Origin of the sequence: Thermomonas sp., assembly GCF_029945965.1 — a bacterium.
Lineage (GTDB): Bacteria > Pseudomonadota > Gammaproteobacteria > Xanthomonadales > Xanthomonadaceae > Thermomonas.
The window spans coordinates 108,608-135,415 of sequence record NZ_JAQSDO010000015.1; the positions used below are offsets into that span (position 1 = coordinate 108,608).

The following is a 26,808-nucleotide window of genomic DNA, read 5'->3' on the forward strand; positions in this document are numbered from 1 at the left end:
GTCAGGATTCCAGCAGGGGCTTGATGCGTGCCAGGGTTTCCTGCAGCCGCGTACGGCGCTGGCCATCGGCCTCGCACAGCAGGATGAACACGCGATCCAGCAGGTGCTTCAGCGCGGAGTGGTACAGCAGTGGCTCGATGTGCGGGCGCTCGTCATGCGCCGACACCAGCAGGGGCACGTCGGCATGTGCGCGCAGCGCATTGGAACTGTGCCGGGTAATCGTGACCACGCGGCCCTGTTGCTCGCGGAAATGACGGCCCAGCTGGCATAGCGCCGGCTGCATGCCGTGTTCGGAGAACATCAGCAGCACGTCGCCCGGCTTGGCTGCCGACAGGCTGGCGGTCATGTGCGCAGGATCGAAGTTGTGCACGGTCAGGATGCCCAACAGCGCCAGCCGCAATGCGAAGGCGCGCGCATGGATATCGTCTTCGCCCAGCCCGATGATGAACACCGTATTGGCACTGCCGATCGCATCCGCGGCGGCGGTGAGGGCCTTGGGTGGGTTGATCAGGCGCGTCGCTTCTTCAGCCTGCGATTTACAGCGCCAGAGGTCGATGCCGAGGCGGGCAGGATCCTGGGTCTTGGCCGGCACCGGTTGCGTGTCGGTGTTGCCGTTGTCGGTGCGGAATAGCGCCTCGCTGATCGACAGCTTGAGATCGGGATAGCCCTTGAAGCCGAGTTTCTGGCAGAACTTCACCACGCTCGACTGGCTGATCCCAACCGCATCGGCGAGTTGCTGCGAGGAGTAGTCGCGCAGCAGGTGGGCGTTGTCGAGCACGAAGTCGGCGATGCGGCGTTCGATCGCCGACATCCGGTCGCGTTCGGAGCGAATCTTGACCAGTGCCGACATCGCCCAGCCTCAGGCTGCGCGTTCGGCGAGCGGCATCAGGCCGTCGATACCACGGATGCCCAGGCCCGGCGCATCGGTGATGCTGATCTCGGACTCGTTGAAGATCACCCCGCCGGCAACCGGATCGTAGCGGCACAAGGAGGGGCCATCCAGGTCGACCTTGCTGATCACGTCCGACTTCGCCACGGCCAGGTGCACTGCAGCGGCCACGCCGATGCTGGATTCCAGCATGCAGCCGATCATGCAGTCCACGCCGTACAACCCGCAGATATCGGCGATCCGCACCGCGTTGGAAATGCCGCCGGTCTTCATCAGCTTGATGTTTACGATGTCGGCGGCACGCATGCGGATCAGCTCGATCACTTCCATCGGCCCGAACACGCTTTCGTCCGCCATCACCGGCGTGTGCACGCGCTCGGTCACGTAGCGCAGGCCTTCCAGGTCATGCGCCTTGACCGGTTGTTCGACCAGTTCGAGTTTCACCCCCGCGTTTTCCAGCGTTTGCAGGGCAAACACCGCCTGCTTGGCGGTCCAGCCCTGGTTGGCATCCAGCCGGAGCAGGGCGCGGCCCTCGACCGCGGCGTGGATCGCCTTGGTACGTTCGATGTCGACGCCGATGTCCTTGCCGACCTTGATTTTCAGCGATTCGAAGCCGCGTGCAACCGCGTCCAGCGAATCGGCCACCATCTTGTCGATGTAGTCCACGCTGATGGTGATGTCGGTGGTGATCACCGGAGCGCCACCACCCAGCAACTGGTACAGCGGCGCGCCGTACAGCTGGCCCCACAGGTCGTAGACCGCGATCTCCACTGCGGCCTTGGCGCTGGTGTTCTTCTCCATCGCCGACTGCACCAGGTGGGTGATCCGGTTGAGGTCGGCAATGTCCAGACCGATCACGCGCGGCGCGATGTAATGGCGCACGGCGTCCATGATCGAGCCGTGGGTATCGCCGGTAATGACCGCGGTCGCCGGTGCGCTGCCGTAGCCGATATGGCCGGTGTCGGTGTGTACCATCACCACCACGTCCTCGACCTGTTCCACGGTGCGCAGCGCGGTCTTGAACGCGGTCTTCAGCGGGACCCGCAGCATGCCGAAGTGGATTTCGGTGATCTTCATTTGCTACTACTCATGAGGATATTGCTCATTGGATGCGGCTCATGGGGTATGGACCACGCGCACGATATTGGTGATGCGGTCGATGTAGTCGGTTTCGGCATCGAAATGCAGCGCCGTCAGCGGGGTCACCGAGACACCATTGAGTTTCAGCGAGTGCAGCGTGCCATCGGCATCCAGCACGGTGCCGCCATTGGTGTCGTGGATCACGTAGGGCGTGTCGCCGATGCGGCCAATGAACATCATCACATGGCCGGGGATGTAGATCAGATCACCCACGTCCAGCGCATTGATTGCCGCCATCCGAGCGCCGCGTCCGTCAGTGATTTCGAAATGGGTACGCCGGAACACCGGACTGACTGCCTGCGCGCTGGTATTGCGTGGCAGGATCAAGCCCATGCTGGCGTAGACCTCGGAGACGAAACCACTGCAGTCGCGGCTGTTGTAGTCGTGGCCCCAGCCGTAGCGTTCGCCAAGGAACTTGAAAGCCTGGCGGATGATGTTGGCGCGGGACAGCGGCAACGGGCCAAGGTGGCTGTCGGCGGTACGCGGCAGCAGGGCCAATGCGAACCCGAGGTTTCCGTCGTCGAACCGAAGCGGCACGCTCACGGTCCAATGGAAGGCCGGCGCTTGGCTCTGAATGGTGGCGACGCGAAGCATGCCGATGTCGGGCAGGCGCGTGCCCATGTCCAGTTGCAGTTCTGACAGGGCCGCGTTGTCTGGTGTATAGACCAAGCGTGGTTTCGCGCCGGTGATCACGCGATACGGTGCTTCATCGGTGTAATAGGCGAGCACTTGTTTGCGGGTGCCTTCGGCGATGAATTTCGCAGGGGTCCACGCCGCATAGCGCGGGCTGACCACGAACAGCCACTGACCATCAGCGGAGGCATGCGCGATCACTACCGGCGTGCCGGGGAATTCGGCGCTCTCCTGCCAGCGGTCGATGTCTGTGTCGCCTTGCCTGGAGAACGCGCGCTGCAGGGTGGGAAAGCTTCGCAGCGGCGCGCGCGCGACTACCAGGCCGAAGCGGGTGGACTGGCTAGCGGGAATCGTGTCCAGCGCCATGTTGGCGAAGAGTGCATCCAGCGTGGATGCCGGGACTTCCTTGCCTTGCATGTCATAGAGCGTGCGCGTCGGCCGCGACGACATCGCTTCGATCCATGCGCGCACTTGCGTGCCGGTCAGCATGGCTGGCATCGCTGAGAGGCCATGCATCGATGCATCGCGCGCGAACAAATCCGCGTTGCGTGCGGCAACCGTTTCGGCATCCAGCAGGGGTTTGTCCGCGGCCGGTTGGCGCTGGATCCAGAAGCCGGGATCCAGTTGCGCTTCGCCGACGCCTGGCACACCCAGCGTGGCTTGCGGCAAGGCTTCGGCGCGCGTGTCGGCGACATGCTGGCTGGCACAGCCAGTGACGAACGTGGCGAGTGCCAACATCGTCGCGATCAGCATTGATGCAGGCAGCATTGAGGCAGGCAATCCCGCGCGCAGTGTCGGGGTAGTGTCGTTTGGGGATCGCATGCGTGCGCTGGACTTGCTCATGTTGACTCGCATTCCTTCATTGACTGCGCCCGAAATCGTGCCGCGGATCGGCCAGAGTGTCAGGTGATTATGTGGTGCGGAATAACTGATTCAGTAAATTTATACGCCAAGAATAAATTATTGACCAGCCCTTGGCTGCGTGCTACACAAGCATCACTACACGGATCGTCGGGGGACGCGTCTGGTGCGTGATGTTCCAAGCCATGTTGCCATCGTCAGGCCATCGCCGCGTCAACCGCTGCGTCAACGGCATGGGCGCGCCCTGCCATTGGCTTTGCTGTTGGCTTGCGGCATGACGGCGACGCTTGCGGTTGCCGCGATCGACCAGAACCAGGACCCCGTAGCCGTGGGTGCGGAATATTCCGAAAGCCCCGTCGTGCAGGCGGTGATCGCCCGTATCGACCATGGCGACTTTTCCGGTGCACGCGTCGCGATCGAAACCGCGATGCCGAAGGCCACGCCGCTGGATGCACGGGTGCTGGCATTCCAGCGCGAACGCATGCGCCGGATCGGGCTGGACTTCGAACAGGATGCTGCCCAGGTCCGCGAACGCCTGCGCAGGCAGATTCCTGATCTCACTGATGCCGAGTTCGCGCGCTGGGACGGGCAGGGCCTGCTGGAACGAATGGACATCGATGGCAAGCGGCTGTATTTCAACCGCGCTACGTCGAATTTGTTCCGGCTGAGTTCGGAAGCCCGTGCACGTCGCGCCGATCCGAAACCCTTCGTCGAAAGCCCACTGGAATCGATCAATCCGCACCATCGCGCAGTGATCGAAGCGACGCGGGTTGCCCATGCGGACAACGTGCTGCCACGGCGCCTGCGCATCACCCAGACACTGACCGTGCATGCCGACGCGGTACCCGCTGGCGAGACGGTCAGCGCCTGGATTCCATACCCACGTTCGATTCCTGGCCAACAGGACGATATCCGCCTGCTGTCCAGCGAACCGGCCACGCATGTCATCGCCCCAGTGTCCGCCGTGCAGCGTACGGTACATTTCGAGAAGCCCGCCGTGGCCGGGCAGCCGACGACATTTTCGGTGACCTATGACGTCACCATCAGCGCGCGCCATCTTGATGTGGATGCCGACAAAGTCGTGGCAACCAAAGTGACGCCGGGACTCGCGCCGTTCGTGGCGCAGCGCCCGCCGCATATTGTGTTCACCGACGACCTCAAGGCGTTCTCCAAACGTGCCGTCGGCGATGAAACCAATCCATGGCGCATCGCGCAAAAACTCTTCGCGGCTGTCGACCAGATTCCGTGGGCCGGTGCGCGCGAGTATTCGACCATCAGCAACATCAGCGATTACGCCTTGCATGCCGGTCATGCCGATTGTGGCCAGCAGACCCTGCTGCTGATGACCTTGCTGCGCCTCAATGGCATCCCGGCGCGTTGGCAGTCGGGAATGATGTTCGCCGACAACGGTGGCGTGCAGTCCTACTGGAATCTGCACGACTGGGGCCAGTTGTACATCGCGCCGTATGGCTGGATGCCGATGGATGTGACTTTTGGCCGGCTGGATGCCACCGATCCGGCGGTTGCCGGGTTCTACCTCGGTGGCCTGGACGGCTACCGCGTCGCATTCAATGACGACTTCGGCCGGCCATTGGTGCCAGCCAAGCGCTTCGCACGTTCCGAAACCGTCGACCTGCAACGCGGCGAAGCCGAATGGGCAGGCGGCAACCTGTATTTCGACCAGTGGGACTACGACTTCGTCGCCACGCCACAACCATGAAGCCACAAACATCAAAATTTACCGGGGAGAGGTCATGAGCAACACCCACATCTTGCGCAAATCCGCAATCAGCATCGCGATGGGACTATGCCTGTCATCGCTGGTCATCGCCCCGGCGTTCGCGCAGAGCGTCACCGGTGCAGTCGCAGGTCGCGCCACTGCCGGCGACCAGATTACGGTCACCAACGTCTCGAATGGATTGAGCCGCGCAGTGACAGCCAACGCCGATGGCAGCTATCGCCTCGGCCAGTTGCCTATCGGCGACTACACCCTGCAGGTGAGCCGTGGGGGGCAGGGTGTTGGTGAAACGGTGTCAGTCAATGTCGGCTTGGGTGGCACGACGACGGTGAACCTGACTAGTGACGGTAGCGTTACCAACCTTTCTGCAGTGCAGGTCGTTGGATCGCGCGTCATCAACCGGGTGGACGTGCACTCCACCGAGAGCTCCACCAACATTACTCGCGCCGAGCTTGCCCGCTTGCCGGTCGATCAGAGCGTGGGTGCCGTGGCGCTGCTGGCACCGGGCGTGATCTCGTCGGGTGCCAGCTTTGGTGGACTTTCCTTTGGCGGTTCGTCGGTGGCGGAGAACGTGGTTTACATCAATGGCCTGGATGTGACCGATCCCTATCGTCGCCAGGGTTTTTCATCAGTGCCATTTGCCTTCTACGAGGAATTCCAGGTCAAGACCGGTGGTTATTCGGCGGAATTCGGTCGCAGTACCGGTGGCGTCATCAATGCGGTGACGCGTTCGGGTGGCAATGAATTCCATGGCGGCATGCAAGCAACGTTCGAACCCTCGGCCTGGGCCTCGGAAGCAACGGATCGCTTCCACAGCGACGGCAAAATCGGCGACCGGGACCGCACCAGCCGTGACGGAGGCCCCTTCTACAAAGCCAACATCTGGGCGTCCGGGCCGATCGTGAAAGACAGGCTGTTCTTCTTCGCCATGTATGAAAAGCGCAAAAGCGACCCGCGCGACATCGACACCACCGAGGCTTGGTTCACCAAGAGCGACAACGACTTCTGGGGCACCAAGCTGGATTGGCACATCACTGATGACCATTTGGTGGAATTTCTGGCCTTTTCCGACAAGGCCAAGTCGGGCACAAGCAATTATGAGTACAGCTGGGAAACCGCAACGCTCGGCAAAAAGAGGGGCGAAAGTTATTCCGGATCGGGCGGTGACAACTGGTCGCTTACCTACACCGGACATTTCAGCGACAACTTCGTCGCCAAGGCGATGTATGGGGTAAACAAGCGCAGCTCGTTCGGTGGTAGCTCATCGGATGCCACGTGCAACAGGATGGCCACTGGTGGCTCCTACTCATCTTTGTTCGGCAAACCCGTGGCCCTCGGCTGTCACCCGACCAATACCAGCATCAGCAGCCGCAACGACAAGCGGGAGGCGGCCCGCCTGGACTTCGAATGGACCTTGGGTGACCACCTCGTGCGCTTCGGCGTGGACCAGGAAGTGATGGATTCCACCAGTTCGGTGGTGTATCCGGGCGAGGGTGGTGTGGGCTACACACTGCTCGGCCTTCCGGCGATTTCCGAACGACTGATCAATGGTGTGGCGGTTCCTGCAGGAAATATTGCGTACGTTGACGCGCGTCACTACATCACTGGTGCCCCGGTCTCGGCCAAGGCGCAGGCTGTCTATATCGAAGATAACTGGAGCGTCACGCCTAACCTCCTGCTGAGTCTTGGCGTGCGCGCAGACAAATTCGAGAACACGCTCGCTTCGGGCGCCACCTTCGCCAAGGCGGATTTCAGCGAAATGATCTCCCCGCGATTGGGTTTCAGCTGGGACATGAAGGGTGACGGCACCACCAAAGTGTTCGGCAATGCCGGCCGTTATTACATCCCGCTGACCAACAAGATCACCGACTACTTCGGGGGTGGCAGCACGGATGAGCACACCTACTACTTGCTCAATGGCTTCACCACCAAGACTAATCCAGTCACAGGGGACCCCTACCTGACCCCGGTCCTGGGTGCCCAGCTAGGGCCAGTCAACACCGATGGCAACACCGAAGCACCCGATGACGTCCGTACTGCGGTGGCACGTGACCTGAAGCAGGTGTTCCAGGATGAGTACATCCTGGGCTTCCAGCAGGCGATCAACCAAGAATGGTCTTACGGCATCAACGCAACCTACCGCAAGGTGACCCGTGCGATCGAGGACGTGAGCACCCGTCATGTGGAAGGGTGCCCCTGGTATTCAGGCGATTGGCCCATCCTCAATCCCGGTGAAACCAACACGTTGTGGTGCCCGGACACGAATGACTGGGTGACATTCGACAACTCCGTTGATGGCTACAAGGCGACCGGCAACGGCATGATTTTTGGTTACAAAAAGCCCCGGCGCACTTACAAGGCGGTTGAGTTCCAGCTTGATCGCGCCTGGGACGACAAGTGGGCCTTCAACGCCAGCTATCTCTGGTCCAAATCCGAAGGCAATGTTGAAGGTCCGGTCAACTCGGATACGGGTTACAACGACACCAACTTGGTCCAGTACTTCGACCACCCGGCGGTCAATGAACGCTATGGCGTTCTGTTCAACGATCATCGCCACCAGATAAAGTTGCGCGGCAGCTACAAGCTCAACGAGATGTGGAGCTTCGGTGCGACGTTCTCCGCGTATTCCGGTGGACCCATCACTGCGTTTGGCGTGCGTTGGCCGAATGACAACCGTGGTGCTGGTGGGCCGGGTGAATACAGCGGTGGCGGTTCAGGCTGGCTGTGCGAATTGGGCTGCTCCGACTACAAGACGCGGCAGCTGGTTTATTCACCGCTTGGCGCGTTCGGCCGTATGCCGTGGGTGAAGGACCTGAGTGCCAACGTGACATGGACAATCCCGGTCCCGACCGGCGCCCTGACGGCACGTTTCTCCGTTTACAACCTGCTCAACAGCCAGACGGTCGTCAATGTGCATTCGCGCTATGAAAGTCAGCCTGGAACCAAGATGCCCTACTTTGGCGAAGGCAAAGGATGGCAGTCGCCGCGCTACATGCAGCTGGTTGTGACCTACGGCTTCTGATCTCCAAAGTTCCTCCAGGGGCGGCCCGGTTCTCGGGCTGCCCTTTTTTTTGAATCACGCAATGCTGGAACAAGACGCGCGGGGTGCCATGCACGCCTGCAAATGAATCTCGATGCAGACGCGATGACCCACGCCAAAATCCCACCGGAAGTACCAAAACAAACGATGAGATGATCGGTGGCGAACAATCGGCAAACGACTGGAGACAGGCATGATGCATCGCGCTGGGTTCCCTGCTGCAGTATTCATCGCAGTCATTGCGTTGGGTCTTGCGTCGCCCTTGCAGGCTGCGCAGCCGCAGACTGGCCCGACATCGGAGGTGATCGATGCCAGCGTGCGCGCCACTATCGCGCGCTACCAGTTGCCGGGGATCGCGGTTGGCGTGATCGAAAACGGCAAGGTCGTCTACGCGCGTGGCTATGGTGAAACTGTGGCTGGCTCCGGCGACACGGTCACCAGCAAGACCCTGTTCAAGATCGCGTCGAACAGCAAGGCGATGACCGCCAGCGTGCTGGCGCGTCTGGTGCAGCAGGGCAAGCTCGATTGGGACGATCCGGTGGTCAAGCACTTGCCTGCATTCGGCATGCATGATCCATGGGTGACCGCGCACATGACCGTGCGCGACCTGCTGGTGCACAACAGCGGCCTGCCGGAAGGCGGTGGCGACCTGATGCTGTGGCCGGAACCGAACCTGTTCAACCGCGACGACATTGTCCATGGCCTGCAATTCATCAAGCCGGCGTATGGCTTCCGTGCCGGCTACGCCTACGACAACCTGCTCTATGTGGTAGCCGGGCAGGTAGCCGCGGCTGCAGGTGGCGCATCGTATGAGGAACTGGTGCGCCAAGAAGTGTTTCAGCCATTGGGGCTGGACGGCTGCCGTGTCGGCGAATTCCGCATGCGTGATGCCGGCAGCGTCGCCCAACCGCACATGAGAAGGGGAGACGGCAACATTGCGATGCGCGAGGACGGCGACGTGGTGCCGATGATCGCCTCGGCCCCGGCAGGTGGTATCCGCTGCTCACTTGACGACATGCTGGCGTGGGCAAACAACTGGCTGCAGCCGACATCCACGCAGCTTGAATGGCTGGGCGAAAAGCAGCGCGCAGAGATGTGGAAGGCGCGCACGCCGATGCCGATCTCGCAGCAGCGCCGCCGCTGGGATGACACCCACTACTACGCTTACGCGTTCGGGTTCCGGCTAGCTGATGTCGACGGGCAGTGGACGGTGTCGCACACCGGCACCCTGGGTGGCATGTATTCGATGATGATGCTGTTGCCGGACCGCAAGTCCGGCTTCGTGTTGATGATCAATGGCGACGGCAGCGATGCACGCACGGTGCTTGGCGAAGTGCTGCTGAAACTGTTCACTGCACCCGACAGGTCGCTGGGCGTTGATGGCTATGCAGACGAGATCGCACGACCGGCGCCGGTAACTTCGACATCGAAGCCAAAGCCGGCATTGCCCGATATCGCCAAGCGCAAGCCAGTCAGTGCGAAAGACCTGCGCGAGTGGTTGGGCAGCTGGCGTGATCCGTGGTTTGGCGAGGTGCGCATCTGCGCAGTTGGCAATGGCGTGGAATGGCGCTCGGCCAAGTCGCCGAAGATGCACGGCAAGATCAGCAAGCTGGAGGGTCGTTACCTGCTGCATTGGGACGACATCGCGGTGGACATCGACGCCTGGCTGGACTTCTCCGGCAATGGCGAATCGCGCCAGCTGCACATGGCCAAGTCCGATCCGGATGGTGATTTCAGCTCCGACTACGAGGATCTCTCTTTTACCCGGACCGGCGGCTGTGAGTAGGCCGGTTGTCAGTAGGCCCGTGGTGAATAGCTTGCGCGCGGCTGTCGTCGTGCTGCTGCTCGCCACCTGCGGTTGCGCGGCGGCGCCTTCGAAACCTACCGTGGCCACATCACCTGCCACTAGTGAGGCGCAGGCGGATTTGGTGGACGTGAGCACGCTCGCACCCGATATCGAAATCGACATGCGCTATGCCGGCACCCACAACTTCACCGGCGGGATTGTCGAAGGGTATGACGCGCCGCGCTGTCTGCTACTGCGCCCGGCGGCCGAGGCGCTGGCCAAGGTGCAGGCGTCCCTGCGCCCACATGGGATGCGTCTGCGCGTGTACGACTGCTATCGCCCGGTGCGTGCAGTGCAGGCATTCATGCGCTGGGTCGATGACGGGGGATCGCAAGCCACCAAAGCCGAGTTCTACCCCGACTTGGAAAAAGCACAATTACGCGGTGCCTATATCGCTGCGGTATCCGGGCATAGTCGAGGTGCAACGACGGATATCGGCCTGCTCCAATGCGATATAACGGCCCAGTGCCAGCCGCTGGACATGGGCACTCCATTTGATTTCTTTGGCGCGCGCGCCAATACCGATTTCCCGGGTATCAATGATACGCAGCGCGCCAACCGACAACACCTGCGTGTCGCAATGGAAAGCGTCGGTTTCGCCAACTATCCGATGGAATGGTGGCATTACACGTTCAAGCCGGAGCCCACGCCCTTGCTGCAGTACGACGTCCCAATCATTCGCTCGGAAACCACCATGCTGCAAACCAAGATCGACCGCCTGATGCAACGCTACGACGGCGACGTGCCGGGCGCATCGTTGCTGGTCTTGCACAACGGCGAGGCCGTGGTGCGCCGCGGTTATGGACGCGCCGACATGGAGCGGGGCATCGAGGCTGGTCCGGGCACCAACTACCGGCTGGCGTCAGTCAGCAAGCAGTTCACCGCTGCAACGATCCTGTTGCTGGCAGAAGACGGCAAGCTTGGCATCGATGATCCGATCCGGAAGTGGTTGCCATCGTTGCCGCCGATCGCCGCCGGAATCACCTTGCGGCATTTGTTGACGCATACGTCCGGACTGGTCGATTACGAGGACCTGATGGGCGACGACTACCAGGGCCAGATCCGCGATGCCGGCGTGCTCGTTCTGCTGGCGAAGGAAGACAAGCTGTACTTCGCGCCGGGCTCGGCTTACCGCTATAGCAACAGCGGCTATGCGCTGCTGTCGCTGGTGGTGGAGAAGGCCTCAGGCATGGAATATCCGGCGTTCCTGCAAACGCGCATCTTTGCGCCGCTGGGCATGCATGACACCTTGGCGTACGTCGTTGGCGGGCCGCAGGTACCGCAACGCGCATACGGTCACAGTGACGTCGACGGCCACTGGCAGCGCACCGACCAGAGCACGACCAGCGCGGTGCTCGGCGATGGCGGGATTTATTCCTCCATCGACGATCTGGCGCGCTGGGATGCGGCGCTGTACGACGACAGCTTGTTGAGCGATGCCTCGCGCGCGCTGGCCTTCAGCCCACAGGTCAAAGTCACTGGTGAAACCTATCAGGCCTTCTACGGATTCGGCTGGCGGATCAGCGGCGACCTGCTGTGGCATTCCGGGGAAACGATCGGCTTTCGCAATGTGATCCTGCGCTGGCCGAAACAGCACCTCACCGTGATCCTGCTCAGCAATCGCAACGATCCCGAGCCCTATGCCACGGCATTGGATGTCGCCAAACTGTTCATGGCGGACTAACCGGCCACGCATCGCCAGCATCGAGTTCGGCGATGACCTCTGCCGTGTGTTCGCCAAGCCCGGGTGACGGTCGCGTTATTTCCAGTGACGCATCGGAAAACCGGATTGGGGTGCGCACGCCGGGCAGGTGGCCGTCGCGATGGCCGGGTGCCAGCAGATCGAGTTGCAGCTGGCGATGGCGTACCTGCTGGTCGTTGAATACGTCGTCGAGGTGATTGATTGGCCCGGCCGGTACGCCACGTTGCTCCAGCTGGGACAAGATGTCGGCGCGCGTCTGCTGCAGGAGTGCGGCTTCAAGCGCAGGGATCAAGGTGTCGCGATGGTGCACGCGCCCGGCGTTGTCGGCGTATTCCGGCGCGCTTGCAAGCTCGGGCAGCCGGAGCACCTCGCACAGACTGCGGAACTGCCCATCGTTGCCGACCGCCAGCATGATGTGGCCATCCGCAACCGCGAACACCTGGTAGGGCACGATGTTGGGATGTGCATTGCCGTGGCGCTGCGGAACTTCGCCGGAGACCAGGTAATTGAGGTTCTGGTTGGCCAGCACCGCCACCATGCAGTCCAGCAGCGCGATGTCCACGTGTTGACCGACACCCGTGCGCTGGCGTTGCGCGAGAGCAGCCTGGATCGCAATCACGCCGTACAGGCCCGCAAACAGGTCGCCGATCGCAACGCCGGTTTTTTGTGGCGCACCGTCGGCTTCGCCGGTCAGCGACATCATCCCGCCCATCGCCTGGATCATCGCGTCGTAGCCGGCGCGGTGCGCGTACGGACCATCCTGGCCAAATCCCGTCACCGAGCAATACACCAGGCGGGGATTGAGCGGGCGCAGGCTGGCGTAGTCGAGCCCATATTTCTGCAAGCCGCCGACCTTGAAGTTTTCGATGAATACATCGGCGTCTTGCGCCAGCCGCGTCGCCAGGGTGCGGCCCTCGGGTGTGCGCAGATCCGCGACCACCGAGCGCTTGCCTCGGTTGCAGGCGTGGAAATAAGCAGCGTCGATGTCCGTGCCCTGCGCGTCCTGCACGAACGGCGGCCCCCAGCGGCGGGTGTCGTCGCCATCCGGCGATTCGATCTTGACCACGTCGGCGCCCAGGTCGGCCAGTGTCTGCCCGATCCACGGGCCAGCGAGGATCCTCGCAAGTTCGACCACCTTGAGGCCGGCCAGTGGTGACGGTCGTTGGTTCATTGTGTCTGTCATGTTTCCCGGATATTGAATCGAATCAGTGGGTGAAGCATGCGAGCATGCTTTGTGCTGTTGCCAGATTCTGCCGCATAGCCATCTGAATTTTTCAGGATGCATGCAGGACAGGCCTTGCACGAAGATCTGGCTCCATCCATCCTCAGAAACTGGCCCTATGACTTTCTTTTTGCCGGGCCGACACTGGGCATCACACTCTGGAGCAACTGCATGACCAGCAATGCAAACCTGCTGCAACGTCGATTGGCCGCCATCCCCCACGGAGTCCGCACCGCAATGCCGGTGTTCACAGCGCGCGCGTTGAACGCCGAAATGTGGGATGTCGAGGGTCGTCGCTACATCGACTTTGGCGCAGGCATCGCCGTGCTCAACGTCGGCCATTGCCATCCGCGCGTGGTGGCCGCGGCTCGTGCGCAGTTGGAGCAGTACACCCACACTGGATTCCAGGTGACGGCCTACGAGCCCTACATCGCGCTGGCCGAACGGCTGAACGCATTGGCGCCAATCGACGGCCCGGCCAAGTCCATCCTGTTTTCCACCGGCGCCGAAGCGGTCGAGAACGCGGTCAAGATCGCGCGCAAGGCGACCGGGCGTTCGGCAGTGATCGCGTTCAGCGGCGGCTTCCACGGCCGCACTTTCATGGCGATGGCGCTGACCGGCAAGACCGCGCCGTACAAGCGCGGCTTCGGGCCGTTGCCGGGCGAGGTCTATCACTTGCCATTTCCCGTCGAGCACATGGGCATCAGCGTGCAGCACAGCCTGGATGCGTTGCAGATGCTGTTCAAGGCCGATGTCGCGGCTGATGAAGTGGCGGCGATCATCCTCGAACCGGTGCAGGGCGAGGGCGGTTTCAACGTGGCGCCGCCCGCTTTGTTGCAGGCATTGCGCGAGGTCTGCGACAGGCACGGCATTCTGCTGATCGCCGATGAGATCCAGACCGGCTTCGCGCGCACCGGGCGCATGTTCGGCATCGAGCATTCCGGAGTAAAGCCCGACCTGATCACCGTGGCCAAGTCGCTGGCCGGTGGTTTCCCACTGTCCGGGGTGATCGGGCGTGCAGCCGTGATGGATGCGGTGGAACCCGGCGGGCTTGGCGGCACCTATGCGGGCTCGCCGGTCGCCTGCGCGGCGGCGCTGGCGGTACTTGACGTGATCGAGGACGAAGGGCTGATCGAACGTGCGGGCAGGCTGGGCGCGGTGGTGGTGGCGAAACTGCATGCGCTGGCGGCGCGCGCGGACCTGCGGCCGATCGGGCATATCCGTGCGGCGGGTTCGATGATCGCGTTCGACCTGCTTGTGGCACGCGACGCTGACAAGGTGGATCCTGCGGCCGCTAGTGATGTGCTGCAGCGCGGACATGCGCTGGGGTTGATATTGCTGGGTTGTGGCGCGTACGGCGAAGCGGTGCGCCTGCTGTTCCCGCTGACGATTACCGATGCGGTGCTGGATGAGGGACTTGGCCTGCTTGAACAGGCGCTGGCTATTCCAGCATGAGCGGGGCATGAGCAACATTTCGCGCGCATGACCGCTGGCTGTTCATCATTCGCGTGGGCGAGGAGTCAGTGCTGTCGTGCGACTTCATCGGTCAAACTCGACCCGTCCGGGTGGCTGGCTGTGCGGTTTTGAGTCGAAGTCCGGGCTCGCTACCGGCACGCTTGCCGCTAGCTTCATCCTGAGTAGTGGACACTTCGATTATCTGAACTGGCTGGCTATCGCCATGCTTGCGCTTTCTGCGGTTGCTGCATTATTCGCGGCCAGCCAGGTCGATCAACTGGAACGATCACCAGGATAACCAATGCCATGAGTGCCAATAAGACTTCAAATTTCTTTCCAGAGCTTGCCGACCCCGACCTTCTGCGCCAGCAATGCCTGATCGACGGGCAGTGGCGCGACCAGGTCGACAAGGGCACCTGCGATGTTACCAATCCAGCCAGCGGTGAGTGCCTTGGAACGGTGCCCGACATGGGCGCATCTGAAACCAATGCAGCCATCGACGCGGCGCAGGCGGCATTCCCCGCATGGGCGCGCAAGACCGCCAAGGAGCGCGCGCAGGTCCTGCGGCGCATGTACGAGCTGATGCTCGAACACCAGGATGACCTGGCCATCATCATGACCGCCGAGCAGGGCAAGCCGCTGGCCGAAGCCAAAGGCGAGGTGGTGTATGCCGCGGCCTTCCTGGAATGGTTTGGCGAGGAAGCCAAACGCATGTACGGCGACATCATTCCCGGCCACGCTGCAGACAAACGCATCATGGTCTGGCGCCAGCCGATTGGCGTGGTGGCGATGGTAACGCCGTGGAATTTTCCATCTGCAATGCTCGCGCGCAAGATCGGCCCGGCATTGGCCGCTGGTTGCACCGTGGTCTGCAAACCTGCCCTGCAGACACCGTTTTCCGCGCTGGCGCTTGGCGTCATTGGGGAACGCGCCGGGCTTCCGCCGGGCGTGCTGAATATCGTCACTGGTCATTCCGCAGCCAACATCGGCACGGCCATGACTTCGCACCCGAAGGTGCGCAAGCTCAGCTTTACGGGCTCCACCGAGGTTGGCAAAAAACTCATGGCGCAGTGCGCCGAAGGCATGAAGCGGGTGTCGCTGGAACTCGGCGGCAATGCGCCGTTCATCGTGTTCGACGATGCCGACCTGGATGCCGCGGTCGATGGCGCGATCGCCAGCAAGTATCGCAATACCGGGCAGACCTGCGTCTGTGCCAACCGTCTGTTTGTCCAGGACGGCGTGTATGACGAATTCTCGAAGAAGCTCGCCGTGGCTGTTTCGAAATTGCGGGTCGGCGATGGGCTCAAGGGCGCGACCGATCAAGGCCCGTTGATCGATAAAAAGGCCTTGACCAAGGTCGAGGAGCACGTGGCTGATGCGTTGGCCAAAGGCGCGACGCTTGCGGCCGGTGGCAAGCGCCATGCACTCGGCGGCACCTTCTTCGAGCCGACTCTTTTGCTCGACGTTAACTCGGACATGTTGCTTGCGAAGGAGGAAACCTTCGGGCCGGTGGCGCCGCTGTTTCGCTTCAAGAGCGAAGCCGAAGCGCTTGAAATGGCCAATGCCACGGAGTTCGGCCTAGCCGGCTATTTCTACACCCGCGACCTGGCGCGCAGCTGGCGTGTGGCCGAAGCGCTTGAGTGCGGGATCGTCGGCATCAATACCGGGCTGATCTCGACCGAAGTCGCGCCGTTCGGCGGGATCAAGCAATCCGGTACCGGCCGCGAAGGCTCGAAGTACGGACTGGACGACTACACCGAGCTCAAGTACACCTGCGTGGGAGGTGTGTGAAGTGAATTTAAAACCGGCCAAGGCCGGGGAGTGCTTAATAAAAAACCGGCCAAGGCCGGTTTTGTTTTTTTCTCTTCTTGCAACATCCCACCACGTGTGAAGTGGTGGAGCGAAGGGGGATCGAACCCCTGACCTCCACGATGCGAACGTGGCGCTCTCCCAGCTGAGCTACCGCCCCTCTAATACAACGCCGCGAATTATACGTGGGCAGCTGGACTGTCGCCAGCTGCCAGCAGTGGTCCCAGTTTTGGTTCAAGCAGCCTGCGCCGCCATCCTGACAGGGCGCCAGGCCAGTCCTGGCCGTCCTGCAGGGCTTCCAGCCACTTGCGCGAGGCGAGCAGTCCGTCGGGCAAGCCAAGTTCCGCTGCGAGCGTGGCCACCGCATCCTGCATCGCACGCAGCTGTTTCTTGTCGCGCTCGTCGCCGCGGGCCAGCGGCGCATCCGCTTCGTCGGGCAGCGGTGTCGTCAATGCCAGGAACAGAGCATCACACAGGTTGCGCGGGGATTTAGGCGTCGCATCCAGCAGGCTGCGCAGGGCCTTCGCAGCGTCGGGATTCTGGCGCGCGATGGTCATCGCCAGTTCGTTGTCCAGGATCCAGCTGCGTGGCCGGTCGCTGTGGCGCGCGTGGGTCTCGCGCCAACGCAACAAGCGCAACAGGCGGATCTGCGCATCACGGTCCAAGGATTGCGCGCTGCGCAAAGGCAGGTGCGGCCAACGCTCGCCCTCGTCGTCGGCCACTCCGGCCAGCAATCGCTTGCAGTCTTCGACCAGCCATTGGCCACGACCGAAGCTGGCCAGCATCTCGTTCAGCTGTCGATGCAGCGCATGCAGGTGGCGCACATCGTCCGCCGCGTACTGGAGTTGTGCTGGCGACAGCGGTCGCCGCAGCCAGTCGGAGCGGGTCTCGCCCTTGTCCACGGTGATGTCGATCTGCGCCTGCACCAGCTTCTGGTAGCCCATGCCGCCGCCGATGCCGGCCAGCGCTGCCGCGATCTGAGTGTCGAACAAGGGCGCCGGTAATACACCGCAGGCATGCTTGAACGCCACCAGGTCCTCGCTGGCGCTGTGCATGATCTTGAGTACGCCCGGGTCGGCGAGCAGTGGCGCCAACGCGTCGGTCATGCCGGGCACCAGCGGATCGACCAGCAGGATGTCGTCGTCGCTCTCATCCAGCGCAATCTGCACCAACGCCAGTTGCGGCCAATAGGTGCGTTCGCGGATGAATTCGGTGTCCATGCTGATCACGGCGGGTGGCTGCGCGATGCGTTCGCGCAGGAGTTCGGGGGTGTTGATCCAATTCGTCATTCGGCCATTATGCGGTTGCCGGGATGGATGGCTTACCCTAACTTCGATGTTTCGCCTGCCAGCGTTGGCGGAAACGGACGGAGACAGGGATTTGCGCGCAGGTTGGACCGCCATTGTCATCGTGCTGCTGCTTGCCGCGTGCGAACCGGAGAAGAAGCCTGCGCCTGCGCCAGCCAAGCTGCCATCGGTGGCCGCGGTGCCGTCCGTTCGTGCCGGTAGCGTGAGTATCAGCGGCGACGATGCACTGGCCCAGGTACTGACCTGGTCACTGCCGGCGGTCGTGATCGAAAAGGATGGCGTAGGCGCGGCGCGGCGCAGGCTGAAACATGCGCTGGAAGCCGGCGACCTGTTTGAAACCGCGGATTCCGCGATTCCGCTACTGCTGGCATTGCAACAAATGCAACCGGACGATCCTGCGTTGGCCAAGCAGGTCGCACAGACGCGCATGGCGCTGATCATGCAGGGCGATGCGGCATTGATCGATGGCGATGCCGACCTGGATGCGTTGCGCATGGCCCAGCGCCGTGCCGCGGTGCTGCGCAAATTGTGGCCGGCCGATACCGATGTATTGGCGTACCTGGCGCGGGTCGATCGCAGCGAGCGGGCATGGGATCACAACGCCCAGGGCGATGCGCTGCTGGCGGCGGGTCAATTGGGTGAGAACGGCGGTGGCGCGCTGGCGGCGTACCGAGTGGCATTGTCGCTGCGCCCGGGCCAGCCACGCGCATCGCAGGGCATGGTGGCGGTCGAGACCGGGTTGATCGGACGTGCCGAAGCCGCGGCGCTGCAGGGCGATTTCAACCAGGCCCAGCAGCAGCTGGCCTATGCCGCCAAGGTGCGTTCCGACCCGGGCACGATTCCGGCTGCCTTGCGCCGGATCAATGCGATCCGCGGCAATCGTCTGCGCCGCCTGCGCGATCAAGGTCTGATTGCCTTGGGCGACGCGGATGGCCTGCGCATCGCGCGCGAACGGCTGGCGGAAATGCTGCGGATCGCCGATCCAAGCGATCCTGCCAGCGTGGAGCTGCGCCAGCGCATCGACCTGGTTGGCCACTACGGTCTGTTCCGCCCTGGCCAGGTGTTCACCGACGAACTGCGCCATGGCGGGCGCGGACCGGAACTCGTGGTGATCCCGCATGGCACCTTCCGCATGGGTGCCCCGGAGGACGAAGAGGACGCAAAGCCGGCCGAGCAGCCACAACATGAAGTACGGCTGGAACGCGGCTTCGCGCTGGGCCGCAATGAAATCACCGTGGGTGAATTCGGGCGTTTCGTGACCGCCACCGGCTACACGCCACGCGCGACCCAGCGCGGGCATTCGATGGCGTACGACGCGCGCAGCGGCAATTTCGTGCGTGGCAGCGGCATCGATTGGCGTTCGACATACGACGGCAAGCCGGCTGCGGCGGGCATGCCGGTCGTGCATGTCACTGCGCGTGATGCCGAAGCCTATGCGGAGTGGTTGAGCACGGAAACCCGGGCCCACTATCGCTTGCCGAGCGAGGCCGAATTCGAATACGCGCTGCGTGCCGGCAGCCAGACGCGTTACCCATGGGGCGATGGCGGGCCACCTCCAGGCAGTGAAAACGTTACCGGCGGATTGGATCGCTCCCCGCAGAGGCGCACCTGGAGCAACGCCTTCGTTGGATACGACGATGGCTGGTGGGGGCCTGCACCTGCCGGAAGCATGGCGGCGAATGCATATGGTCTTCACGACATGGCCGGCAATGTGAGCGAATGGGTCGCCGATTGCTGGCACCAGGGGTATCGACGGGCACCTGCAAACGGCGCGGCTTGGGTCAATCCCGGCTGCCGCAACCGCATGTATCGCGGTGGTTCCTGGGCCAGTGCGCCGGCACAGGTGCGCTCGGCCTGGCGGGTATCGGGAGGGATGGACGCGACCAATGCACGCGTCGGGTTCCGGCTGGTGCGGCAAATCTGATTCACAACGCGCGCGTAGCGCAGGAGCATGCGATGAGGCAGGATCCATTCGGTAACCAGGGCCAGCAACCAACGCGCCGTCGGGGTGGTTTGCGCCTGTGGGTGTTGTTGCTGTTCGCCGGCTACGCGGCCTTCTACTGGTTTTCCAACCGCACGACCGACCCGCTCACCGGCGAAAAAGTCGTCATCGACAAGAGCATTTCGCCCGAGGACGAAAAAGCGCTCGGCCTGCAGGCCTATCAGGAGATCCTGCAGCAGGAACGGCCGATCGACCAGAATTCGCAGGAAGCACGGGAGGTGCGCGGCATCGCCCAGAGACTGATCGCGAAGATCCCGGAGGTCGAGGACGCGCTAGCCGCCCAGCATGGCCTGCAGGCCAACCACATCGAGAAGTCGTTCGACTGGGCAGTCACCGTGCTGCAGTCCGACCAGGCCAATGCGTTCTGCCTGCCCGGTGGAAAGATGGCGGTGTATACGGGCTTGCTACCGATCGCGCAGAACGCCAATGCGGTGGCCATCGTGATGGGTCATGAAATCAGCCATGCGCTGCTGCGCCATGGTGCGCAACGCATGACCGAACAGAAGCTTGCGCAGATGGGCCAGATGGCCGGCGCGATGAGCGGCATGGACCAGAGCCAGATGCAGGCGGTGATGTCGATCTATGGGTATGGACGGGCGTTGCCGTACGCGCGCAAGCAGGAGACCCAGGCCGACGAGATGGGCCTGATGCTGGCTGCCGCCGCCTGTTATGACCCGCACGAAGCAGTACCGCTATGGCAACGCATGGAGCAGGTGGCAGGCAGTGGCGGGCAACCGGAATTTGCTTCGACCCATCCCAATCCCGGCACTCGCATCCAGGCCTTGCAGGCGCTGATGCCCAAGGCGATGGCCTACCAGCAAAAGTTCTGTCCACAAGGCCAGGGTGCTGCCGCCGGCACGCAGTGAACGACGGCTCGATTTGTTGAAACGAAAAACGGGCCTCAAGGCCCGTTTTTCAATTCCGCTGTCGTGTGAATGATTTCAGCGACCGCGGGGCTTGCCCTGCTCGCGGGTTTCATCCGGACGTGGCGCCGCCTGGCTCCCCAGTCCGCCGACCAGGTTCTGCTGGAAGTCCTTCCACATTTCCATGTTGCGCTCGGTCAGCTGGTTGAGCATGGTCCATGGGGTTTGCCCGATCAGGCCGCCCATCTGCTGGCGGAACTGCTGCTGCTGCTCCAGGAACACCTGCATCGAACGTTCCAGGTAATTGCCCATGAAGCCCTGCAGCGAATCCCCATAAAAACGGATCAGCTGGCTCAGCAACTCGGTGGACAGCATCGGTTGCCCGTCCTGCTCATGCTCGGTGATTATCTGCAGTAATACCTGGCGGGTCAGGTCGTCGCCGGTCTTGGCGTCGCGCACCTGGAACGACTCACCATCCACGATCAGCTGGCGCACATCCTCGATGGTGATGTAGCTCGAGATCTCGGTGTCGTACAACCGACGGTTCGGATATTTCTTGATGATGCGGATCGCAGTCATTGAGCAAAAACTCTAGCGGTACTGGCTGCAGCATGGCGCAGCGCAACACGGCTTGCAACTTCAGAAAATGAACAGGCCGGCGATGCCGGCCTGTTGTCTAGCAACCCAGTCCCCTGAGTCAGGGGGCGATTCGCGCCGTTGGCGCGAATCGTCCTACCACCCCATGTGATGGCCGCCATTGATGTCCAGGTTGGAGCCGGTGATCCAGCTGGCCTGTTCATCGGCGAGGAAGCCGACGCCGTATGCAATCTCCTCCGGCGTACCGAGGCGGCCGGTCGGGATGTCGGCGACGATTTTCGCGCGGACTTCCTCCGGCACCGCCATCACCATGTCGGTGGCGATGTAGCCCGGCGAGATGGTGTTGACGGTCACGCCGTTGCGGGCGTTTTCACGCGCCAGCGAAATGGTGAAGCCGTGCATGCCGGCCTTGGCCGCGGCGTAGTTAGCCTGGCCATATTGGCCCTTGAGCCCGTTAATCGAGCTGATCTGGATGACGCGGCCCCACTTGCGCTCGCGCATGCCTTCGATCACCGGGCGAGTGACGTTGAACACCGAGTTGAGGTTGGTGTTGATCACGTCGCCCCACTGGTCGGCCTTCATCTTGTGGAATGTGCCGTCGCGGGTGATGCCGGCGTTGTTGATCAGGATGTCGACCGGGCCGAGCTTGGCTTCCAGCTCACGCACCATCGCTTCGGCTTCGGTCGGCGAGGTCACGTCACCCTTGACCAGGGTCACCTCATAGCCATCGGCCTTCATTTTTTCCTGCCAGGCGACTGCGCGCTCCTCGTTGCGATAGTTGCTCGCGACCTTGTGGCCCATGTCTGCCAAGCGCTTGACGATGGCGGTACCAATCCCGCCGGTGCCACCGGTCACGAGGGCAATTCTGGATGTCATGGGGTTCTCCATTTGGTGATACTGCGGAAGCGTTCATTCTAGTCGCGCGATGTTTCAGCGGTGTTGTGCACTGCGGCGGATGCAGGCAAGGCCTGGCGCGGGATCTGGTCGGGTTGGAAGGTATGCACGGCAACATCGAGGAACTCGCTTGGCGTCCGTAGCGAGGCATCGACCAAGGGTGCCTGCCCAAGGCATCGCCACAATGCATGCAGGGTAGGCAACGGGTCGCCTGCGTCCACGGGTGATGCGGCATCGGACTTGGATAGCTTGCGACCTTCAGTGTCCAGCAACAGTGGCAGATGCGCATACTTCGGCGTGGGCAGGCCCAGCGCGCGTTGCAACAGGATTTGTCGTGGGGTGGAGTCGAGCAGGTCGGCGCCGCGCACCACGTCGGTGATGGCTTGGGCCGCATCGTCCACCACGACTGCCAGCTGGTAAGCCCACAGCCCATCGGCGCGCAGCAGGACGAAGTCGCCGACGTCGCAGTCCACGCGCTGATTCACCCAGCCATGCACGAGGTCGTCGAAGCCGATCTCGCAATCGTCCGCCACGCGCAGGCGGATCGCGGGATCGGGTCGTCGCGAAGCAGCCACGCAGCGGCGATGGATGCCGCCCGCCGCGGCCAGCTCGGTGCGGCTGCAATGGCATTCGAAGGCCAGGCCAGCTGCGATCAATCGATCCAGCGCTTCGCGGTAGAGCTGTCCGCGCTGGCTTTGGTTGACAACTTCGCCATCGTGCTGCAAGCCGAAACGGGTGAGTGCTTGCAGTTGAACAGCAGCGGCGCCTGCGACTTCACGTGGTGGGTCGAGATCCTCGATTCGCAGCAACCACTGTCCATTCGCTTGCCTGGCCAGCAGCCAACTGCCGAAGGCGGCCAGCATCGAACCTGCATGCAATGGGCCGGTGGGCGAGGGCGCGAAGCGACCGCGATAGGCGGGGCTTGGGGTTGAGCTTGGAGGTGGCATGCTGATGCCGGTGCAGCGCGACTCAGCTGAAGTCGTAATTCATGTCCGGGCCCGCCGGAGCCAGGAAGTCGCCCTGTACATAGTCGATTCCGGCCGAGAACAGCATGGTCATGCTGGAGGCATCCTGCACGTGCTCGGCAATGGTGCGGATGTTGCGCGAGGCGGCCTGGCTGGCCAGGTTGCGGATCTTCTGCTGGGACTCGGGGCTCTTGGCCAGTTCATCCATGAACTGCGGATCGAGTTTCATGAAAGTGGGTTCGAAATGTTGCAGCAGTTGCAGCGAATTCAGGCCTGCGCCGAACTTTTCCAATGCCGTGCGTGCACCGAAGCCGGCGACGGCACTGGCGAAATCCTGTGCTGCGCGCAGATTGGTGAAGACTTTTGCTTCGGCAATCGCCAGCACCAGTTGCTCGCCCGGAACACCGGCATCGGCCAGCGTGGTGGCGATGAAGCCAGCCATGCTGTCGTCCTGCAAAGCTTCCTGCGACAGCGCCAGCAGCAGGTTGGTGCGCTTGCCTATGGCTTGGCGCTGGCTGATCAACTGCGCTGCGTGGGTCACCGCCCAGCGGTCGATTTCGCCAAGCAATGCATGTGCTTCGGCGATCGGTAGCCAGCGGTCGGATGCCACCGGCTCGCCGTCGGTACCCTGCATGCTCAGGAACACTTCGTACATTTCGCTGCCGTCGCCCTGCAGCGCGATCACCGGCTGGTAGTCGAGGCGGAAGCCGTCGTTGTCCAGCGCATCGCGGATGCGCGCGACCCAGGCTGCGATGCGTTCTTCCTCGGCGCGATCCACCGCGCCCGGATCGAACAACTCGAAGCGATTGCCGCCGACACCAATCGACGACACCACGCCCTGGCTGGCCTTGGCCAGCACCTGGCTGGTACTGGCGATTTTTTCGCCAATCTGCACGCCGCCAATGCTGACCGTGGCGTTGAGCGAACTGTCGTCAACTTCCAGTACATGGTCGGCGAACGCAGCGCATACCCGGCCGGCAAGCGCCTTGGTCGCGACATGGTCGCTGCTGCGTACCAACAAGGCCAGCTGGTGGTCGCCGAAGCGTGCGGTCATCGCGCCTTCGGCCACGCTGTCCAGGCGCTGTCCAAGCGCTGCGATCAGGTCGTCGGCGGCGTCCAGGCCAATCACGTCCAGCAGCTTGGCGTAGTGGTCGGGCTCGATCAGCAGCAAGCCATGCGCGGAGCCTTGCGATGCGGCCTCGGCCACTGCATCTTCCAGTGCCGCCAGGAAGGTCGAACGGTTGTACAGGCCAGTGGCCTGGTCACGCTGCTTGAGTTCCTTGACCTGGCGTGCCAGTTCCGGATCCTGTTCCTGTTCCTGGTGGCGGAAGATCACCTGCTGGCAGGCTTCGCCCTCGTAGGTCGCCGCGGTGAACTCCATGACCGCGGGGAAGCCATTGCCCTCGATGTCGCGTGCAGTCAACTCATAGCTTGGCGGCGGCGCTTCACCCTTGGACAGGCGCTTGAGCAATTGCTTGAACTCGTCGACATCCGCGCTGGCCACCAGGTCGAGCAGCGACATGCCTTCGATCTCGTCGAAGGTCTCCAGGCCGAACATCTCCAGGTAGGCCTGGTTGGCGCGGATATGCATGCCTTCGTGGATGTAGGCGATCGGTTCGCGCGATGAATCAATCAGCGCATCGCAGCGGCGTTCGGTTTCGCGCTTCTGCGCTTCCAGATGACGCTGCGAGCGACGGGAGTCGAGGTCATCCCATTCGGTGCGCACGGTCTTGAGGAATTGTTGCGGGCGGCCACGCAGGGCCACGGCCTGCGCGCCCTGAGCTTGCACGCTGTCCAGGATCTCGTCGGTGATGCCGTCCAGCACGGCCAGCAGCGGTACGTCGCGGCCGCAACCCATCACGATCGCAGCCACTTCATTGAATGGCAGTTGGGTCGAGGCAAATTCGGCAAGTACCAGGTCGACCGTTTGCTGGCCCAGCATCTGCGCCAGTTCGTCCAGCGATTCCGGCCGCAGCGGGCGTACCGCAATGCCTGCGTTGCGCAGGCTACTGACGAGAGCCTCCGCCTCGTTGACTTGATCGTCGACGAGCATCAATCGAAGTGCGGTGTCCTTGCTGATCGCCATGACGTTGAATTTTCTGCAATCCGTGCCTGAAGGGAAGGCTACATCATCCGGCCGTGGTTGCGCTGCCCACAGCGGCTGTCAACGGGGTCTTTCCGGGTGCGCCAGCGACCTCGCGCACGAGCCGTGGCAGCAGGTAGCCGGGTAGTCGCGAGGCGAGTGCCGCATGCAGTGCCAGCGCCCGGGCGTCGTCGATCTCGAAGTGCGCGGCGCCGGTGACCCGGTCCAATTGGTGCAAGTAGTAGGGCAGAACACCGGCCTGGAAGCCGCGTTCGCACAGATCGGCGAGCGCATCGACCGAATCGTTGATCCCGCGCAGCAGCACGGCCTGGTTGAGCAGGGCGGCACCTGCCGTGCGCAATGCGGCCAGGGCTGCATCGACCTGGGCATCGAATTCATTGGCGTGGTTGGCGTGCAGGACCACCGTGACCGGCCATGGCAGGCCGCGCAGCCACGCCAGCAGGCCAGCATCGACGCGTTCAGGCAGCACCACCGGCAGCCGGGTGTGGATCCGCAAGCGGCGGATGTGCGGGATCGCACGCAACGCGTCGGTCAGTTCGGCCAGCTTGTGGTCGGCCAGTGACAGCGGGTCGCCACCGGACAGGATCACCTCGTGCAACGACGGATCGCCGGCGATGACTGCGACCGCCTCGCGCCAGCCGGCCGCAGCCGCGGTGTCTTCGGCATACGGGTAGTGGCGGCGGAAGCAGTAACGGCAGTGCACCGCGCAGCTGCCGGTGGCAATGAGCAGGGCGCGGCCCTGGTATTTGTGGATGACCCCGCCACCCCGCCGGGCCTCGCTGTCGCCTACTGCATCCAATTCGAAGCCGGGGACGATGCGGTCTTCGTCGTCCAGCGGCAGCACCTGGCGCAGCAACGGGTCGTTCGGGTCGCCATGGCGCATGCGTTTGATGAAGCCGCGCGGCACCCGCAGCGGGAACTGGCTTGTTTCGGACAGATTGCCTGCCAGTGACTCCAGCCCGAGCAGCTCAAGCAGCTCATGTGGATCGCGCACGGCGTCGCGCCACGCCTGTCGCCAGTCGTGTGCGATGGCCACGGCGCGCGGGTGGACGGGCTGCAAGGTGGGTTGCCCAGCGGTTATCATGTGCGGCTGCGATCCAAGACCGTTCCGGTGCTGCCGGAACTCCGAACCACCTATTTTAGCCGCCCAGCGGGTGGCGCCGAGGAGTACCCATGGCCAGCTTGGGCCTGAACGACGTCAAGAACGGGCAAAAGATCATTATCAACAGTGAGCCCTGCGTCATCACTGACTGCGAATACGTCAAGCCCGGCAAGGGTCAGGCGTTCACCCGCATCAAGTACCGCTTCATCAAGAGCGGACGCGTGGTCGAGCTGACCATGAAGGCGACGGACTCTCTGGAAGTGGCTGACGTGGTCGACACCGACATGCAGTTCCTTTACGCCGATGGCGAGCACTGGCACTTCATGAACCCGGAAAGCTTCGAGCAGGTGCAGTGCGACAAGGCTGGCATGGGCGGTGCCGAAAAGTGGCTGAAGGGCGAGGAAGAGTGCGTGGTAACGCTGTGGAATGGCGCGCCGATCATGGTGAACCCGCCGAATTTCGTCGAGCTGAAGATCACCGAAACCGACCCCGGCGTGCGTGGCGACACTTCCGGCGGCGGCGGCAAGCCGGCAGTACTGGAAACAGGCGCCGTGGTCCGCGTACCGCTGTTCGTCGGCCAGGAAGAAACCATCAAGGTCGACACCCGCAGCGGCGAATACGTGTCACGGGTGAAGTAAG

19 protein-coding genes, 1 tRNA gene and 1 pseudogene are annotated in these 26,808 nt (G+C 62.7%); 10 read left to right on the top strand and 11 right to left on the bottom strand.

The annotated features are described in order from the left end of the window. Position 1: 1 nt before the first annotated feature. The 3 genes from PSV05_RS06875 to PSV05_RS06885 are packed head-to-tail and all read right to left on the bottom strand — an operon-like array spanning position 2 to position 3,505. Entirely contained in the window at positions 2-850 is an 849-nt protein-coding gene (locus PSV05_RS06875) for a MurR/RpiR family transcriptional regulator (protein ID WP_300063483.1), read from the bottom strand. A 9-nt stretch (positions 851-859) separates the two neighbouring features. Further along, on the bottom strand, positions 860-1,966 hold the full coding sequence (locus PSV05_RS06880) for a dipeptide epimerase (protein ID WP_300063486.1): 1,107 nt from the start codon (positions 1,964-1,966) through the stop codon (positions 860-862). A gap of 39 nt (positions 1,967-2,005) precedes the next feature. After that, positions 2,006-3,505 (bottom strand): SH3 domain-containing protein, encoded by a 1,500-nt coding sequence (locus PSV05_RS06885; RefSeq protein ID WP_300063489.1) that lies wholly within the window; start codon positions 3,503-3,505, stop codon positions 2,006-2,008. Positions 3,506-3,797: 292 nt separating this feature from the next. On the opposite strand from PSV05_RS06885, the gene PSV05_RS06890 reads away from it, so the two are divergent. The 5 genes and pseudogenes from PSV05_RS06890 (at position 3,798) to PSV05_RS06910 (ending at position 11,831) form a co-directional block, all read left to right on the top strand. Next, the gene (locus PSV05_RS06890) at positions 3,798-5,243 is read left to right on the top strand and encodes a transglutaminase domain-containing protein (RefSeq protein WP_300063493.1); all 1,446 of its coding nucleotides are present in this window, start codon (positions 3,798-3,800) and stop codon (positions 5,241-5,243) included. A gap of 79 nt (positions 5,244-5,322) precedes the next feature. Next, a complete protein-coding gene (locus tag PSV05_RS06895) occupies positions 5,323-8,283 on the top strand; it encodes a TonB-dependent receptor (protein WP_300065372.1) in 2,961 nt (986 codons plus the stop codon). A 211-nt stretch (positions 8,284-8,494) separates the two neighbouring features. Next, positions 8,495-10,087, top strand: coding sequence for a serine hydrolase (locus PSV05_RS06900; protein WP_300063496.1), 1,593 nt, complete (start codon positions 8,495-8,497; stop codon positions 10,085-10,087). Then, positions 10,026-10,781: pseudogene (locus PSV05_RS06905) on the top strand (M15 family metallopeptidase); the annotation flags it as partial. The gene PSV05_RS06900 and the pseudogene PSV05_RS06905, both read left to right, overlap by 62 nt. A 60-nt stretch (positions 10,782-10,841) precedes the next feature. Next, the gene (locus tag PSV05_RS06910) at positions 10,842-11,831 is read left to right on the top strand and encodes a serine hydrolase domain-containing protein (protein WP_300065374.1); all 990 of its coding nucleotides are present in this window, start codon (positions 10,842-10,844) and stop codon (positions 11,829-11,831) included. Here the strand turns inward: PSV05_RS06910 and PSV05_RS06915 are convergent. Continuing rightward, entirely contained in the window at positions 11,818-13,032 is a 1,215-nt protein-coding gene (locus tag PSV05_RS06915; RefSeq protein ID WP_300063499.1) for a CaiB/BaiF CoA-transferase family protein, read from the bottom strand. The two genes, PSV05_RS06910 and PSV05_RS06915, sit on opposite strands and share 14 nt — an antisense overlap. A 210-nt stretch (positions 13,033-13,242) precedes the next feature. Here PSV05_RS06915 and gabT point away from each other — a divergent pair, with 210 nt between their 5' ends. Together gabT and PSV05_RS06925 are read left to right on the top strand one after the other, a co-directional pair. Beyond that, positions 13,243-14,526 carry a 4-aminobutyrate--2-oxoglutarate transaminase gene (gene gabT / locus PSV05_RS06920; protein ID WP_300063502.1) on the top strand — a complete coding sequence of 428 codons (1,284 nt, stop codon included), beginning with the start codon at positions 13,243-13,245 and terminating at the stop codon, positions 14,524-14,526. A gap of 306 nt (positions 14,527-14,832) precedes the next feature. Next, positions 14,833-16,317 (top strand): NAD-dependent succinate-semialdehyde dehydrogenase, encoded by a 1,485-nt coding sequence (locus PSV05_RS06925; protein ID WP_300063505.1) that lies wholly within the window; start codon positions 14,833-14,835, stop codon positions 16,315-16,317. A gap of 102 nt (positions 16,318-16,419) precedes the next feature. On the opposite strand, the gene PSV05_RS06930 is transcribed toward PSV05_RS06925, so the two are convergent. Together PSV05_RS06930 and rnd are read right to left on the bottom strand one after the other, a co-directional pair. Next, a tRNA-Ala gene (locus PSV05_RS06930) sits at positions 16,420-16,495 on the bottom strand. Between the two features lie 19 nt (positions 16,496-16,514). Further along, positions 16,515-17,624, bottom strand: a complete 1,110-nt coding sequence (rnd, locus tag PSV05_RS06935) for a ribonuclease D (RefSeq protein ID WP_300063508.1) — start codon at positions 17,622-17,624, stop codon at positions 16,515-16,517. Positions 17,625-17,670: 46 nt separating this feature from the next. Between rnd and PSV05_RS06940 the strand changes: the two genes are divergently transcribed. Beyond that, the gene (locus PSV05_RS06940; protein WP_300063511.1) at positions 17,671-19,566 is read left to right on the top strand and encodes a formylglycine-generating enzyme family protein; all 1,896 of its coding nucleotides are present in this window, start codon (positions 17,671-17,673) and stop codon (positions 19,564-19,566) included. A gap of 32 nt (positions 19,567-19,598) precedes the next feature. Continuing rightward, positions 19,599-20,510, top strand: coding sequence for a M48 family metallopeptidase (locus tag PSV05_RS06945; RefSeq protein WP_300063514.1), 912 nt, complete (start codon positions 19,599-19,601; stop codon positions 20,508-20,510). A 75-nt stretch (positions 20,511-20,585) separates the two neighbouring features. Here the strand turns inward: PSV05_RS06945 and phaR are convergent, their stop codons facing one another. The 5 genes from phaR to epmB all read right to left on the bottom strand — a co-directional run bounded on the left by phaR (position 20,586) and on the right by epmB (position 26,151). Next, entirely contained in the window at positions 20,586-21,086 is a 501-nt protein-coding gene (gene phaR, locus PSV05_RS06950; RefSeq protein ID WP_300063517.1) for a polyhydroxyalkanoate synthesis repressor PhaR, read from the bottom strand. Positions 21,087-21,239: 153 nt separating this feature from the next. Further along, positions 21,240-21,980 carry an acetoacetyl-CoA reductase gene (gene phbB / locus PSV05_RS06955; RefSeq protein WP_300063520.1) on the bottom strand — a complete coding sequence of 247 codons (741 nt, stop codon included), beginning with the start codon at positions 21,978-21,980 and terminating at the stop codon, positions 21,240-21,242. 38 nt (positions 21,981-22,018) lie between these two features. Then, positions 22,019-22,945, bottom strand: coding sequence for a tRNA glutamyl-Q(34) synthetase GluQRS (gluQRS, locus tag PSV05_RS06960; RefSeq protein ID WP_300063523.1), 927 nt, complete (start codon positions 22,943-22,945; stop codon positions 22,019-22,021). A 22-nt stretch (positions 22,946-22,967) separates the two neighbouring features. After that, positions 22,968-25,049 carry an EAL domain-containing protein gene (locus PSV05_RS06965; RefSeq protein WP_300063525.1) on the bottom strand — a complete coding sequence of 694 codons (2,082 nt, stop codon included), beginning with the start codon at positions 25,047-25,049 and terminating at the stop codon, positions 22,968-22,970. Positions 25,050-25,092: 43 nt separating this feature from the next. Then, positions 25,093-26,151, bottom strand: a complete 1,059-nt coding sequence (epmB, locus tag PSV05_RS06970) for an EF-P beta-lysylation protein EpmB (RefSeq protein WP_300063527.1) — start codon at positions 26,149-26,151, stop codon at positions 25,093-25,095. Positions 26,152-26,240: 89 nt separating this feature from the next. Here epmB and efp point away from each other — a divergent pair, with 89 nt between their 5' ends. After that, entirely contained in the window at positions 26,241-26,807 is a 567-nt protein-coding gene (gene efp / locus PSV05_RS06975) for an elongation factor P (protein ID WP_300063530.1), read from the top strand. The last annotated feature ends 1 nt before the right edge of the window (position 26,808 follow it).

Bases quoted from the DNA above. Each gene is read 5' to 3' on its own strand.
- PSV05_RS06875 (WP_300063483.1), bottom strand. From the start codon at position 850: ATGTCGGCACTGGTCAAGATTCGCTCCGAACGCGACCGGATGTCGGCG.
- PSV05_RS06880 (WP_300063486.1), bottom strand. From the start codon at position 1,966: ATGAAGATCACCGAAATCCACTTCGGCATGCTGCGGGTCCCGCTGAAG.
- PSV05_RS06885 (WP_300063489.1), bottom strand. From the start codon at position 3,505: ATGAGCAAGTCCAGCGCACGCATGCGATCCCCAAACGACACTACCCCG.
- PSV05_RS06890 (WP_300063493.1), top strand. From the start codon at position 3,798: ATGACGGCGACGCTTGCGGTTGCCGCGATCGACCAGAACCAGGACCCC.
- PSV05_RS06895 (WP_300065372.1), top strand. From the start codon at position 5,323: ATGGGACTATGCCTGTCATCGCTGGTCATCGCCCCGGCGTTCGCGCAG.
- PSV05_RS06900 (WP_300063496.1), top strand. From the start codon at position 8,495: ATGATGCATCGCGCTGGGTTCCCTGCTGCAGTATTCATCGCAGTCATT.
- PSV05_RS06910 (WP_300065374.1), top strand. From the start codon at position 10,842: ATGCTGCAAACCAAGATCGACCGCCTGATGCAACGCTACGACGGCGAC.
- PSV05_RS06915 (WP_300063499.1), bottom strand. From the start codon at position 13,032: ATGACAGACACAATGAACCAACGACCGTCACCACTGGCCGGCCTCAAG.
- gabT (WP_300063502.1), top strand. From the start codon at position 13,243: ATGACCAGCAATGCAAACCTGCTGCAACGTCGATTGGCCGCCATCCCC.
- PSV05_RS06925 (WP_300063505.1), top strand. From the start codon at position 14,833: ATGAGTGCCAATAAGACTTCAAATTTCTTTCCAGAGCTTGCCGACCCC.
- rnd (WP_300063508.1), bottom strand. From the start codon at position 17,624: ATGACGAATTGGATCAACACCCCCGAACTCCTGCGCGAACGCATCGCG.
- PSV05_RS06940 (WP_300063511.1), top strand. From the start codon at position 17,671: ATGTTTCGCCTGCCAGCGTTGGCGGAAACGGACGGAGACAGGGATTTG.
- PSV05_RS06945 (WP_300063514.1), top strand. From the start codon at position 19,599: ATGAGGCAGGATCCATTCGGTAACCAGGGCCAGCAACCAACGCGCCGT.
- phaR (WP_300063517.1), bottom strand. From the start codon at position 21,086: ATGACTGCGATCCGCATCATCAAGAAATATCCGAACCGTCGGTTGTAC.
- phbB (WP_300063520.1), bottom strand. From the start codon at position 21,980: ATGACATCCAGAATTGCCCTCGTGACCGGTGGCACCGGCGGGATTGGT.
- gluQRS (WP_300063523.1), bottom strand. From the start codon at position 22,945: ATGCCACCTCCAAGCTCAACCCCAAGCCCCGCCTATCGCGGTCGCTTC.
- PSV05_RS06965 (WP_300063525.1), bottom strand. From the start codon at position 25,049: ATGGCGATCAGCAAGGACACCGCACTTCGATTGATGCTCGTCGACGAT.
- epmB (WP_300063527.1), bottom strand. From the start codon at position 26,151: ATGATAACCGCTGGGCAACCCACCTTGCAGCCCGTCCACCCGCGCGCC.
- efp (WP_300063530.1), top strand. From the start codon at position 26,241: ATGGCCAGCTTGGGCCTGAACGACGTCAAGAACGGGCAAAAGATCATT.